The organism is Pseudomonas sp. Lb2C2, from assembly GCF_052112205.1.
Classification (GTDB): Bacteria; Pseudomonadota; Gammaproteobacteria; order Pseudomonadales; family Pseudomonadaceae; genus Aquipseudomonas; species Aquipseudomonas kilonensis.
On record NZ_JAUTYW010000006.1, the window covers coordinates 161,947 to 175,337 of the forward strand.

The following is a 13,391-nucleotide window of genomic DNA, read 5'->3' on the forward strand; positions in this document are numbered from 1 at the left end:
TATCACGGGCAAGCCTTGCTCCCACAGCCAGATCCCCTCGCCACAAAGATTGCGACAGACTCAGAGCTGCCCGTCACGATCCCTGAAGCCCAACAGGTACAACACCCCATCGAGCCCCAAGGTTGAAATCGCCTGCCTGGCCGACTGCTTGACCAGGGGCTTGGCGCGGAACGCCACGCCCAGGCCCGCTATCGCCAGCATCGGCAAGTCGTTGGCACCGTCGCCCACGGCGATGGTCTGCTCCAGGCGCAGGCCTTCTTTTTCAGCCAGTTCACGCAGCAGGTCCGCCTTGCGCTGGGCATCGACGATCGGCTCGACGGCCACGCCAGTCACCTTGCCATCCACCACTTCCAGCTCGTTGGCGAACACATAGTCGATGCCGAGCTTGGCCTGCAACTGCTTGGCGAAGTAGGTGAAGCCGCCGGACAGGATGGCGGTCTTGTAGCCCAGGCGCTTGAGTTCGGCGAACAGCGTCTCGGCGCCTTCGGTCAGGCGCAGGGAAGCGCCAATGGAATCCAGCACGCTGACGTCCAGCCCCTTGAGCAGCGCCAGGCGCTCCTTGAAGCTGGCGCGGAAATCCAACTCGCCAGCCATGGCTCGCTCGGTGATGGCCGAGACCTTGTCGCCCACGCCGGCCGCCTTGGCCAGTTCGTCGATGACTTCGGCTTCGATCAGCGTCGAGTCCATGTCGAACACCGCCAGGCGGCGGTTACGACGGAACAACGAGTCTTCCTGGAAGGCGATGTCGACATTCAGTTCCTGGGCCACGCTGAGGAACTCGGCACGCAACGCCTGGGGATCGGCCGGTTCACCGCGCACCGAAAACTCGATGCAGCCCTTGCCCTTGTCGTCCGGGGTGTCCAGCGGCATGCGCCCGGACAGTCGGTCGATGTGGTCGATGTTCAGGTCATATTTGGCGGTGATCGAGCTGACGCGCTGCAACTGCTCGGCGGTGACCTTGCGGGTCAACAAGGTAACGATGTGGCGTTTCTTGCCCTGGCCAGCCACCCAATGCCGGTAATCGTCCTCGGACACCGGAGTGAAGCGGACCTGTTGGTCGAGCTTGTAGGCGGTAAACAGGATGTCCTTGAGCACGGACTTGCCTTGTTCGGCGTCCGGGATTTCAACCAGGATGCCGAACGACAGCGTGTCGTGGATCACCGCCTGACCGATGTCGAGAATGTTCACACCACCCTGGGCCAGAACGCCGGTAATGGCCGCAGTCAGACCCGGACGGTCGCTGCCAGTGATGTTTATCAGGACGATTTCGCGCAAGGCGCACCCCCGCAGGTGGAAAAAAACCGCATTCTACCCACATTCAGTGACCATCGGGCACCGCCAGTGCTTTGCCGGTCATGGGGCTGTCGCTATACTGCGCGTCAATTTCACGGACAAAGAGCCGAGCTCAGTGAACCGGCCCACGCCAGTCAAAACCGACAACTTCTTCCTGCTGATCTTCCGTGCACTGCGTCACCGTCGTGTGCCGATTGCATTGCGCATTGCCAGCCATAACGTGATCCTGGTCGCCCTGGCCCTGGTCATCTATGCCTGCGTGATGGGTTTGCAATTCAAGCAGGCCATGCACGAACAGGCCGATGCCCTGGGTGAAAGCCTGACCACCCAGACCGCCACGTCCGCCACCGAGCTGCTGGTGTCCAACGACATCCTCAGCCTCAATGTGCTGCTCAACAACCTGACCAAGAACAAACTGGTGGCCCACGCCGCCATCTACAGCGTGGACAACCGCATCCTCGCCGAGGCCGGCCAGCGTCCCAAGCCGGGCCTGCTGGGCGAGTCCGGCGGCATGTACCAGAGCAAGATCACCTTCCAGGACGTGACCGCCGGGCAGCTGCGCATCAGCCTGGACATGGACCAGTTCCAGCAACCGATGACCATCAGCCTGCAAAGCATGGGCATCCTCAGCGCGATACTGCTGGCGCTGGCACTGGCCTTGAGCCTGCGCCTGGGGCGACACATCTCTACGCCGCTGCTGCAATTGCGTGTCTGGCTGCGGGACATCGACGAACACACGCCAGCCACCCAGCGCCAGGACGAAATCGGCGACCTGGCCCGGCAACTGCACGCCAGCTTCGCGCCAGAACCTGAGCCGTTGCCGGAACCTGAAGAAATCGACTACGTGGACGACGATGCCGAGCCTGGCTTCGAAGTGCGTAACCTGCGCGACCCAGGGTTTGATGAAAGCCAGCCGATGCCCGCCTCCAGACCGGCACCACGCCACATGGTACGTACGGTAGAGGACGAGGACGACGACGCATTCGCCGACCTGCGTGACGAATCAGTCGATGGAGCACCTCAACCGGTCGCCAGGCCAGTCGCCTCGAACCTGCCCCAGCACAGCGCCGTACTGGCCGTGCAACTGGGCGCCCAGGACCAACTGCGCCGCCTGCCCCAGGCGCGCCTGAAGGAATTGCTCGAGCGCTACCGCGACTGCCTCGACCAGGCCGCATCGCTCTATCAGGGCGAACTGCACACCCTGAACGATGGCAGCACGCTGATGCTGTTCCACACCGAAGACAGCGGTGACGACTACCTGACCAACGCCATTTGCTGCGGTGAGTTGCTGCGCGCCTTGGGCCACCAGTTGCAGATCGAAGTCGCCGACAGCGGCATCACCCTGCAACTGCAATTGGGCCTGACCCTGGGCGATGGCTTGTTCGGCCTGAGCCAGATCGACCTGCTGCTGACCGAAACCGCCCAGGACGCCCTGGCGCTGTCGCAACACAGCCGCAACCTGCTGCTGGTGGAGCGCAAGATCAACGACGACGCCCTGATCCGCCAGCGCGCCCGCATCCGCCCCATCGCCAGCCCCGAAGGCGCGTGCTGCGTGGAGCGCTTGATGGAGCCTTATCCATCGATGCTGGAGCGGCAACTGGCACGGATGCATGAGCGCCAGGCCTGAACCTCTGCACCTGAAATGACGAAGCCCGCAGATGAGTGATTGTCTGCGGGCTTTTTTGTTGTCTGGGCCGGCCTCATCGCGAGCAAGCTCGCTCCCACGGGGCCTGTGGCCATACAGAGAACCTCCTGTGGGAGCGAGCCTGCTCGCGATAGGGCCGATACAGGCGCCGGAAAACCCAATCGGCAGAAACAACAAAGCCCGCATCAACGCGGGCTTTGTCTTGTATCCGGTCCAACCATCAGAACCTGAACACTTCCATGTCCGTGCGAATTGGCAAGGCCATGGGAATCTTGTCCTTTTCCTTTTCTACCGGCTTGGCCGGGGCAGGAGCAGCCTTGCGCGGGACTTCAGCCGCAACAGGAGGCTGGTTGGCCAAAGGCTTGAGCGACACGGACAACTGTTCGGCCAGGCGTTGCAGGAGCACGCCCTGGGCCTGGACCTGTGCCGCCGTGGTGCCGGCATGTTGCTCTTGCAGATGAACGATGCGGTTCTCACGCACCTTGCCACGACGGTCGATCAATCGCCATTGGGCATCGAGCACTGCCGGCTGGGCTTTACCCGAGTCCAGGCGGGTAATCGACAGCAGCACCTGTACATCCGGGGTGAAGCCTTGGGTCGCGGGTGCCAGCACTACACGCTGGCTGTCCAGATGCCCGGCGACCTGGCGCAGCAGCAACTGATCGATGTCAGAAGACAGGCTGCCAGCCCAACGACCATCAGTGGCGGCCTGCAGGCTGCCGTCCGGTTGGCGTTGCAACAAGGTTTCGCGTTGCAGGTAGTCGGCGATCAGGACCGGCCCCAGCAATACTGCCATGCCTGTGCTTTGCGCAGGCTGGGCCGGGGTTCCGCTGTCCAGTTGGTACAGCGACACCGGCTGGTTCATGCTGCAGCCCGCCAGGCCAAGCAGGCCGGCGAGCCACAAAATAGGAAGGCGCAGAGCAGTCATCGTTCCGTCCAGGTGGCAGCCACAAGGCTTACCACAGTGAAAAAATACTCGGTCATTATGAAGAACGCTCGGCCACGCCGGCGCTTGAAAGGGCCTATCATCCGTGAATATGCGCGCCGACTCCAGCGCGAAAGTATCGATCTGCGGCATTTAATCGCAGACCGAGCCCTCTAGTACGCCTAATTGAGGTTTTCGACGAGCAGCGCATCGACTCGCTGAAACCCCCTTGGAAGCTTGTTGCCCCGCCGACCGCGTTCACCCTTGTAATGCTCAAGATCGTCCGCCTTCAACGAAAGCGTGCGCTTGCCTGCCTGTAGCACAAGCGTGGCGCCTTCCGGCAACACTGCAATATCCGTGACATATTCCTCACGGCTGGCGACCCGTTCGCCGGAAATACCAATAATCTTGTTGCCCTTGCCTTTACCCAACTGCGGCAGGTCGCTGATCTTGAACACCAGCAACCGGCCTTCAGTGGTGACCGACGCCAGCCAGTTGTTCTCCCGATCGGCAACCGGCCGCGGCGCAATCACCTTGGCGTTGTTTGGCAGGCTCAACAAGGCCTTGCCCGCCTTGTTCTTGGCTTGCAGGTCCTCACCCTTGACCACGAACCCGTAACCTGCGTCCGATGCTATTACGTACAGTCCATCATCATCAGGCATCAGCACACATTCAAAAGTTGCACCCGGCGGTGGCGTTAAACGACCGGTCAGCGGTTCGCCCTGGCCGCGAGCCGACGGCAGGGTATGCGCCGGCACCGAATAGCTGCGTCCGGTAGAGTCGACGAACACCGCAAACTGGTTGGAACGCCCGGCCGCCAAGGCCTTGAAGCCGTCCCCAGCCTTGTAGGAAAGCCCCGTCGCGTCAATATCATGACCCTTGGCGGAGCGCACCCAACCTTTTTCTGACAGCACGACGGTGACTTTCTCGTTCGGCAACAGGTCGTGTTCGGTCAGCGCCTTGGCTTCGGCACGCTCGACGATGGGCGAGCGACGGTCGTCGCCGTAGGTTTCGGCGTCCTTGAGCAGTTCGGTACGCACCAGCTTCTTGAGCTTGGCTTCGCTTCCCAGCAGGGCTTGCAGCTTGGCCTGCTCTTTGAGCAATTCATCCTGTTCGGCGCGCAGCTTCATCTCTTCCAACCGCGCCAACTGCCGCAGGCGGGTGTCGAGGATGTAGTCGGCCTGGATTTCACTCAGGGCAAAACGGGCGATCAGGCTGGCCTTGGGATGCTCCTCGGTGCGGATGATGTGGATCACTTCATCCAGGTTGAGGTAGGCAATCAGCAAGCCGTCCAACAGGTGCAGGCGGCGCTCGACCTTGTCCAGGCGGAATTGCAGGCGCCGGCGCACGGTCTTGACCCGGAACTCGAGCCATTCCACCAGCAATGCCCGCAGGTTTTTCAACTGCGGTTTGCCGTCCAGGCCAATGATGTTGATGTTGACCCGGTAGCTGGACTCCAGGTCAGTGCTGGCGAACAGGTGCTGCATCAACGCGTCGTGGTCGACCCGGCTGTTGACCGGGATAATCACGATGCGGCACGGGTTTTCGTGGTCAGATTCGTCGCGCAAGTCCGCCACTTGCGGCGCTTTCGACGGTTTTGCCTGCATCATCGCGGCAATTTGCTCCAACACCTTGGCCCCGGAGACCTGATGCGGCAGCGCCGTGACAATGATGTCGCCGTCTTCAATGTGGTACACGGCGCGCATGCGCACCGAACCGCGACCGGTCTCGTAGATTTTCAGCAGGTCGGCACGCGGCGTGATGATCTCCGCTTCGGTCGGATAGTCCGGGCCCTGGATATGTTCACAGAGCTGCTCCACCGTGGCTTTGGGCTCATCCAGCAGACGCACGCACGCCGTGGCCACTTCCCGCAGGTTGTGGGGCGGCACGTCAGTGGCCATGCCCACGGCAATGCCGGTGGTGCCATTGAGGAGAATATTCGGCAAACGTGCCGGCAAAACCAGGGGTTCGTCGAGGGTGCCGTCGAAGTTCGGCCCCCAGTCCGCAGTGCCCTGGCCCAGCTCGCTGAGCAGCACTTCGGAATAGCGCGACAACCGCGCCTCGGTGTAACGCATGGCCGCGAACGACTTGGGATCATCCGGCGCACCCCAGTTGCCCTGGCCGTCCACCAGCGTGTAGCGATAGCTGAATGGCTGGGCCATCAGCACCATGGCTTCATAGCAGGCCGAGTCGCCGTGGGGGTGGAACTTACCAAGCACGTCACCGACGGTACGCGCCGATTTCTTGTGCTTGGAATCCGCGTCCAGCCCCAGCTCACTCATGGCATAGATGATCCGCCGCTGAACCGGCTTCAAACCATCGCCGATGTGCGGCAAGGCGCGGTCCATGATCACGTACATGGAGTAATTGAGGTAGGCATTTTCGGTGAAGTCAGCCAGCGATCGGCGTTCTACGCCGTCTAAGCTGTCTGCAAGAATGTCGCTCATGCGGGCCTCATCAGTTCGTTGTCTGGCGCAGCAGCATGGTGCCGTCGCGCTGGGTAAATTCAAGTTTGTTCAGGGCGCTCATGCCCAGCAGCACTTGCGTGCCACCCAGGCCTGGTGCCACCAGGGCACGGACATCGCGCAAGACGATGTCACCCAATTGCAGCCGGTCGATGCGGGTGCGATAGCCCTCGCTCAAACCGTTGGCGGTACTCAGCGTCACGCCGAAACCTTTTTCCAGCTTGAGGCGCTCGGCCAACTCCACCGGAATCGCCACGTCGGTGGCGCCGGTGTCGAGCATGAAGTCCACCGGCTGGCCGTTGATCTGGCCGCTGGCGACAAAATGCCCCTGCGTATTGCCGACCAGCTTCACCTCGATAAAACCTTCGCCTTTTTGCGAATACACCTGGGTATTGGGATTTTGCTGACGCTGCTCCCATTGGGCAAAAAACCGCGTCGCCAGAAACAGCGCCGCACACCAGGCCAGGATCATCAGCACCCGACCGGCGCGCTTGCCTGGCAGTTGCTGGCTCATGGCGAGGCACTCCAGCCACCCTCGGGCGCGGCGAAGCGCCAGACGATTGGCCGCTGTTCACCGTCGGCCCGCGAGCCATCGTTGTTGTCCAGGCCGATCCAGGCACCCTCGGCGTCCACCACCAGCGCTTCGGCCAGCCCATAGGGCTGGGGATAACGGCGGTTATCCTGCAACGCCTCGGCGGCGAACGACCAGCAACGTTCCACCTGGGCGCTCTGCGGGTTACGCCGGCAGATCTGATAGGCATTGCGCTCCAGGGTAAACAGCTTGCCATCGAACAATGACAGGTCGGCGAAATCCCGCGAAACCGCCTTGGCCTTGGGGACCTGCGCCGGCTGCATTTCCAACCCCGCTTCGCTCAGCAACACGCAGTTGCCATCGCAGTCCCACACCGTTTGCTGGCGCTTGATCAGCAGCAGGCCGCGACGCTCGCGCTCGGTCGCCAACCACAACTGGTCACCGGCAGGATTGATTGCCAAGCCTTCGAACAACGCATTGAAATGCAACAACATGCCACTGGCGCGGGCCTGGCGGATCATTGTTGGTGCGATTTTCAACCAGGACGCCGGTCCCGCTGGTGGTACCTGCAACACCGCGGCGTGAGATTCGCTGACCACATAGCGATTACCGGCGCTGTCGCAACTGATGCCTTCAAAATCCAGCTCGCCACCGCGCAGGAACGACGCCGCCCAGGTTCGGGATTTCAAGCCCCAGGGCAAACCGCTGTCCGGCACCTTCGGCACCTCGATTTCAACCACTTCGGCTTGCCAGACCGGCGCATCGACGGGCGTGAGGCGGTAGATCCGATCATCGTCGCGATCAGACACCGTCCACATGTCGCTGCCGCACAGCGCCAGCCCCGACAAATTGCCGCCGCGCATGCCATCAACGGCATGCTCGGACAGCAGCTTCAGTTCCGATGCAGGCCCTGCGACCACAACCCCCGCCCACAGCAACAACGCCAGGGCGAAACCGTTGCGCATCAGGCCAGCACCTCGGCCAGGTTCCCTTTGGATTCAAGCCAGGATTTGCGGTCACCAGCGCGTTTCTTCGCCAGCAGCATGTCCATCATTTCCGACGTCGCTTCGAAATCATCCAGGGTCAACTGCACCAAGCGGCGCGTGTTGGGATCCATGGTGGTTTCACGCAACTGCGGCGGGTTCATCTCGCCCAGGCCCTTGAATCGGGTGACCTGCGGCTTGCCGCGTTTCTTCTCGGCCACCAGGCGATCGAGAATGCCGTCGCGCTCGGCTTCGTCCAGGGCGTAGTAGATTTCCTTGCCCAAGTCGATGCGATACAGCGGCGGCATCGCCACATAGACGTGGCCGGCATCCACCAGCGGGCGGAAATGCTGAACGAACAAGGCACAGAGCAACGTGGCGATGTGCAGGCCGTCGGAGTCGGCGTCGGCGAGGATGCAGATCTTGCCGTAGCGCAGCTGGCTCATGTCCTCGGCGCCCGGATCGACACCGATGGCCACCGCGATGTTATGCACTTCCTGGCTGGCCAGCACTTCGCTGCCGTCCACTTCCCAGGTATTGAGGATCTTGCCCCGCAGCGGCAGGATCGCCTGGAACTCCTTGTCCCGCGCCTGCTTGGCAGAGCCGCCGGCGGAGTCACCTTCCACCAGGAACAGCTCGGAACGCATCGGGTCCTGCCCGGCACAATCGGCGAGCTTGCCCGGCAATGCCGGCCCCTGGGTGATGCGCTTGCGCTCGACCTTCTTGCTGGCCTTGAGACGACGGCCGGCGTTATTGATTGCCAGCTCGGCCAGGGCCAAACCGGTTTCCGGGTTGGCGTTGAGCCACAGGCTGAACGCGTCCTTGACCACCCCGGAGACAAACGCCGCCGCTTCGCGGGACGACAGGCGTTCCTTGGTCTGGCCGGAGAATTGCGGTTCCTGCATCTTCATCGACAGCACGAAGGCGATGCGTTCCCAGACGTCTTCCGGCGCCAGCTTCACGCCACGGGGCAGCAAGTTGCGGAACTCACAGAACTCGCGCATCGCATCGAGCAACCCTTGGCGCAAGCCGTTGACGTGGGTACCGCCCTGGGCCGTGGGAATCAGGTTGACGTAGCTTTCCTGGACGCTTTCGCCGCCTTCGGGCAGCCACAACAGTGCCCAGTCCACCGCTTCCTTGTTACCGGCCAGGCTGCCGCAGAACGGCTCGTCGGGCAGGCGTTCGAAACCGTTGACCGCGTCCACCAGGTAGGAGCGCAGGCCATCTTCGTAATGCCATTCGACTTTCTCGCCGGTGGCCTTGTCCTCGAAACTGACCAGCAGCCCCGGGCACAACACAGCCTTGGCCTTGAGCACGTGCTTGAGGCGGCTGACGGAAAACTTCGGTGAGTCGAAATACTTCGGGTCCGGGGCGAAATACACGCTGGTCCCGGTGTTGCGCTTGCCGACGGTGCCGACCACTTCCAGCTCGGTGGCCTTGTAGCCGTCGGCGAAGGTCATCTGGTATTCGTTGCCGTCACGCTTGACCCGCACCCGTACCTGGGTCGACAAGGCGTTGACCACGGAAATACCCACCCCGTGCAGACCGCCGGAGAACTGGTAGTTCTTGTTGGAAAACTTGCCGCCGGCATGGAGCTTGGTGAGGATCAGCTCGACGCCCGACACACCCTCTTCGGGGTGAATGTCCACCGGCATGCCGCGGCCATCGTCGCTGACTTCCAGCGAGTGATCGGCGTGCAGGATGACCTGCACCGAACGGGCGTGCCCGGCCAAGGCTTCGTCGACACTGTTGTCGATGACTTCCTGGGCGAGGTGGTTCGGCCGACTGGTGTCGGTGTACATGCCGGGGCGCTTGCGCACCGGGTCGAGGCCCGAGAGGACTTCGATGGCGTCTGCGTTATAAGAGCTAGCGCTGGGAGTGGCCATGGGGTCTCGTCGTCAGTGTTCAATGAAAAAGGGGCGATGGGCTCACAGCGACGTGAAGTCGATCGCCTGGTACAAATCGGCGCCAATGCCGGCAAAACTCAACAGCGCCGGCAACTGCTGGGCAAACCCTTGGAAACTGTGGTCGCCGCCGGCCTGGATGCGCAAGGCACAGGCGCGGTAATACTGCTGGGCGTGGCGATAATCCAGCGTTTCGTCACCGGTTTGCAACCATACCTGAAATCGCTGCGGATCCCGGGGCGCCGGCACTTGCAGTTCGGCCAGGGCCGTGACGTGGTCGTGGGTCAATTCCCAGGTTTCGTCGGTGTACAAATTCTTCTGCGTGCCCAGGTAGCCGTCGAACATCCGATGCGGGCTGACGGCAGGGTTGATCAACAGGGCCTTGAGGCCGTGGCGCTCGGCCAAGTGAGTCGCATAGTAGCCGCCGAGCGAGCTGCCGACCAGCAGCGGGCGCCCCAGTTCTGTAATCGCCTGTTCCAACTGACCGATGGCCTGGCGGGGGTGGTGATGCAAGGCGGGCACCTGCAACTGGTCGCCCAAACCCAGGCGTGCCATCACCTCGGTCAACTGACAGGCCTTGGTCGACGCTGGGGCGCTGTTGAAGCCATGGATATAAAGGATCGAACCCGACATTGCCGACTCCCTGGGTGTTGGGCAAAAGCCGGAGTTTACAGGGAGATTGCGGTGGTTGGGGGGGATTTGACCGTGTTGTCGCCTCCTATGACCCGTCGATCTCGGCGGCTGTGGGAGCAAAGCTTGCTCGCGATGGCGGTTTGGTGTCCGACCAGGTTCTCCCAGTTGTACTTCGATCAAACTGTGGGAGCGAGCCTGCTCGCGATGGCGGCCTGACAGCCGACCAGGATTTTGTTGACCGGGTACATATCCATTGCTGCGGTAACGGCCACTTAGGGTTCCGCCCTTACACCGGCTGTGGGAGCAAAGCTTGCTCGCGAGGCGGCCTTGTAGCCGACTTGGTTCTCCCGGTTGTACTTCGATCAAACTGTGGGAGCGAGCTTGCTCGCGATAGCGGCCTGACAGCCGGGCAGGTTTTTGTTGACCGGGTACATATCCATTTCTGCGGTAACGGCCGCTTAGGGTTCCGCCCTGACGGCGGGTCACTTTCGAAAAGCGCGAAAGTAACCAAAGCGCTCCTGCCCCACCACTCGGCACCTCGCCTAGGCTCGGTGTGCCCTCACTCCGGCATTGCTCCGTGGGCCCGCCGCGAAGGGCCATCCATGGCCCAGCGCGGCTAACCCGGCATCCATGCCGGGTTGCCCACTCCACAATGCCTGCGTTCGGCCATCGTGGTTAACGGGGCGCCGAGATCAACGTCCACCACGAGGCGGCCTAGTAGCCGACCTGGTTCTTGGTGAGACCATGTTCCTCCTGTGCGAGCTTGCTCGCTTCTGCGCGTGGTGTGGTCAGGTGTGTGTATTGACGTTGTCCAGCATCCGATTCGCCAATAAAGCGCCCAGCTCGATCAGTTGCTGAATGCCAAGGGCAACATGGCGTCGCGAGCCTTTCAGGTCGAAGGCAAGGTCGCTGACCATGGCATCGGCTGAGGCCAAAGTTTCGCTGAGGTTGGCCAGCAGGCTTTCGGTGTCGACACCGTCCACGACGGTGAACAGTTGACCTGAGGGTTTTTTCTTTTTGGATTGAGGTTTGGGGTCGAGATAGTGATCGATGGCGCGCTTGGCGGCTTCATCGAGTTCTTGGGGATCGTTTTCGGGGGGATTGGGTGTGGCTTTGAACATGATGTAGCTCCTTTTACGTAGTGGAACTGCCATCTCCCGTTTCCAGGCGAGAGGGTGGCAGCTATGCACGGGCTGGAAAACCGAGTTAAAAGGCAAACCCGGTAGACTCGAAAGTCTCCCGCGCACAGCCGCCATAACGCGGAACTGAACGCTCAAAGCGCCGCAGTATCTCACGGGACTCGCTGATATGCCTTTTACTCATCGGGTTTCCAGGCCCGGCCGCTGAATTTGCAGCGACGGGAAAAGACTAGCGACAGCCCTTCCCACCCGGCAACCGCCAGAGCTCGTCGGAAAAATCTGCTGCAGCCCGGAGGATTGTCCGACCATTCCCACAATCCTGGTCGGCTGTCAGGCCGCCATCGCGAGCAAGCTCGCTCCCACACAGGTTTTGGGTCGTTTATAAGATCCGTGTCCACCGCCGATCCCTGTGGGAGCCGAGCTTGCTCGCGATAGCGGTGGGTCTGCTTGCATCAATGCTGAATGTGCCGCCGTCTTCGCGAGCAGGCTCGCTCCCACAATGGGATAGGAGTACGACCGGAAGAGCTAGGTCGGCTATCAGGCCGCCTCGCGAGCAAGCTTTGCTCCCACAGGTCCTGCTCAAACAGATCTGAGGGGTGTACGACCGGAAGAGCCAGGTCGGCTACTAGGCCGCCTCGGCGTGGACGTTGATCTCGGGCGCCCCGTTAACCACGATGGCCGAACGCAGGCATTGTGGAGTGGGCATCCCGGCATGGATGCCGGGATAGCCGCGCTGGGCCATGGATGGCCCTTCGCGGCGGGCCCACGGAGCAATGCCGGAGTGAGGGCACACCGAGCCTAAGCGAGGTGCCAAGTGGTGGGGCAGAAGCGCTTTGGTTACTTTCGCGCTTTTCGAAAGTGACCCGCCGTCAGGGCGGAACCCTAAGCAGCCGTTACCGCAGAAATGGATATGTACTCAATCAAGCCTTCGCGAGCAGGCTCGCTCCCACAATAAACAGGATCGAACTCAGTACCCGTTGGAGCCATAGTCCGGGGTAAACGCAAACCCAACCACCCGCTCAACCCCCGTCTCCAACCGCCCATCCGGCAAAAGCCTCAACCACCGATACCCCGGCGCCTGCGAGCCCACCGCAAAATCCTCACTCCCCGGCTCAAACTGAATACAAGTCGAAGGCGAAGCCAACAAACGAACCCCCTCGCGCATCCGGTCAACCTCCTGATGCACATGCCCCCACAACACCGCCCGCACCTGGGGAAACCGATCCAGCACCGCAAACAACGCCTCAGGATTACGCAACCCGATCGGCTCCATCCACACACACCCAATCGACACAGGATGATGATGCAGACACACCAGATGATGCCGCTCCGGCGCCTCACTCAAGGCATTGGCCAACAGAATCAACTGTTCCTCGGCCAAAAACCCCGGCACCGAACCAGGCACGGCAGAATCGAGCATCGTCACGCGCCAGTTGCCAATGTCCACAACCGGATCGAGCAACCTGCTCTTGACCGCCGCCTCAAGCATCACCTGCGGCTCATCATGGTTACCCGGAATCCACCGCGCCGGCGCATCGATTCGCGCAGTCAATTGCCGAAACGCCGCGTAGGACTCCAGCGTGCCGTCCTGGGACAGATCCCCGGTGGCGAGCATCAGGTCAATGTCCGGCTGCTGCTTGAGCACCAGATCAATGACCGCTCGCAAACTGTCACGGGTATTCATGCCCAGCAACGAAGCATCGGCCTCGGCGAACAAATGGCTGTCGGACAGTTGGACCAATAACGCCGCATCGGCAGTGGTCAAGCTGGATACGCTCGGCAAATCGCTCTCTCCCAGGCGCAATCACGCCGTTGCATGAAGCCGCAATTATGCTGGGGGATGATCGAAAGGGGAAACCCGCGAACCGGAAC

Annotated in this window: 11 protein-coding genes; 1 reads left to right on the forward strand and 10 read right to left on the reverse strand. The window is 61.7% G+C overall.

Annotation, left to right across the window (positions count from 1 at the left end):
* Window positions 1–60 precede the first annotated feature (60 nt).
* The gene (serB, locus tag Q7F16_RS19380; protein ID WP_003197189.1) at window positions 61–1,275 is read right to left on the reverse strand and encodes a phosphoserine phosphatase SerB; all 1,215 of its coding nucleotides are present in this window, start codon (window positions 1,273–1,275) and stop codon (window positions 61–63) included.
* A gap of 133 nt (window positions 1,276–1,408) precedes the next feature.
* Here serB and Q7F16_RS19385 point away from each other — a divergent pair, with 133 nt between their 5' ends.
* Window positions 1,409–2,920 (forward strand): AhpA/YtjB family protein, encoded by a 1,512-nt coding sequence (locus tag Q7F16_RS19385; protein ID WP_409556704.1) that lies wholly within the window; start codon window positions 1,409–1,411, stop codon window positions 2,918–2,920.
* Between the two features lie 238 nt (window positions 2,921–3,158).
* Here the strand turns inward: Q7F16_RS19385 and Q7F16_RS19390 are convergent, their stop codons facing one another.
* The 9 genes from Q7F16_RS19390 to cpdA form a co-directional block, all read right to left on the reverse strand.
* Window positions 3,159–3,866: a PqiC family protein gene (locus tag Q7F16_RS19390; RefSeq protein WP_046065562.1), complete on the reverse strand. Its 708-nt coding sequence runs from the start codon at window positions 3,864–3,866 to the stop codon at window positions 3,159–3,161.
* A 179-nt stretch (window positions 3,867–4,045) separates the two neighbouring features.
* Window positions 4,046–6,310: a DNA topoisomerase IV subunit A gene (gene parC, locus Q7F16_RS19395; protein ID WP_014336284.1), complete on the reverse strand. Its 2,265-nt coding sequence runs from the start codon at window positions 6,308–6,310 to the stop codon at window positions 4,046–4,048.
* Window positions 6,311–6,320: 10 nt separating this feature from the next.
* Window positions 6,321–6,842, reverse strand: a complete 522-nt coding sequence (locus Q7F16_RS19400; protein WP_046065563.1) for a retropepsin-like aspartic protease family protein — start codon at window positions 6,840–6,842, stop codon at window positions 6,321–6,323.
* Window positions 6,839–7,825 carry an esterase-like activity of phytase family protein gene (locus Q7F16_RS19405; protein WP_409556703.1) on the reverse strand — a complete coding sequence of 329 codons (987 nt, stop codon included), beginning with the start codon at window positions 7,823–7,825 and terminating at the stop codon, window positions 6,839–6,841. Before Q7F16_RS19405 ends, Q7F16_RS19400 begins: the two co-directional genes overlap by 4 nt.
* Window positions 7,825–9,729: a DNA topoisomerase IV subunit B gene (gene parE / locus Q7F16_RS19410; protein WP_014336281.1), complete on the reverse strand. Its 1,905-nt coding sequence runs from the start codon at window positions 9,727–9,729 to the stop codon at window positions 7,825–7,827. The genes Q7F16_RS19405 and parE overlap by 1 nt, the downstream gene beginning before the upstream one ends.
* Before the next feature lie 42 nt (window positions 9,730–9,771).
* Window positions 9,772–10,380: a YqiA/YcfP family alpha/beta fold hydrolase gene (locus Q7F16_RS19415; RefSeq protein WP_046065565.1), complete on the reverse strand. Its 609-nt coding sequence runs from the start codon at window positions 10,378–10,380 to the stop codon at window positions 9,772–9,774.
* A 788-nt stretch (window positions 10,381–11,168) separates the two neighbouring features.
* Window positions 11,169–11,501, reverse strand: a complete 333-nt coding sequence (locus tag Q7F16_RS19420; protein ID WP_409556702.1) for a DUF6124 family protein — start codon at window positions 11,499–11,501, stop codon at window positions 11,169–11,171.
* A gap of 643 nt (window positions 11,502–12,144) precedes the next feature.
* Window positions 12,145–12,333, reverse strand: coding sequence for a nucleoid-structuring protein H-NS (locus tag Q7F16_RS19425; protein ID WP_172436091.1), 189 nt, complete (start codon window positions 12,331–12,333; stop codon window positions 12,145–12,147).
* A 153-nt stretch (window positions 12,334–12,486) separates the two neighbouring features.
* Complete coding sequence (gene cpdA, locus Q7F16_RS19430; protein WP_409556701.1) at window positions 12,487–13,302, reverse strand: 3',5'-cyclic-AMP phosphodiesterase; 816 nt, start codon at window positions 13,300–13,302, stop codon at window positions 12,487–12,489.
* Window positions 13,303–13,391: the final 89 nt, after the last annotated feature.

Coding starts and splice junctions, on each gene's coding strand:
- Q7F16_RS19390 (WP_046065562.1), bottom strand. CDS start 3,866: ATGACTGCTCTGCGCCTTCCTATTTTGTGGCTCGCCGGCCTGCTTGGC.
- parC (WP_014336284.1), bottom strand. CDS start 6,310: ATGAGCGACATTCTTGCAGACAGCTTAGACGGCGTAGAACGCCGATCG.
- Q7F16_RS19400 (WP_046065563.1), bottom strand. CDS start 6,842: ATGAGCCAGCAACTGCCAGGCAAGCGCGCCGGTCGGGTGCTGATGATC.
- Q7F16_RS19405 (WP_409556703.1), bottom strand. CDS start 7,825: ATGCGCAACGGTTTCGCCCTGGCGTTGTTGCTGTGGGCGGGGGTTGTG.
- parE (WP_014336281.1), bottom strand. CDS start 9,729: ATGGCCACTCCCAGCGCTAGCTCTTATAACGCAGACGCCATCGAAGTC.
- Q7F16_RS19415 (WP_046065565.1), bottom strand. CDS start 10,380: ATGTCGGGTTCGATCCTTTATATCCATGGCTTCAACAGCGCCCCAGCG.
- Q7F16_RS19420 (WP_409556702.1), bottom strand. CDS start 11,501: ATGTTCAAAGCCACACCCAATCCCCCCGAAAACGATCCCCAAGAACTC.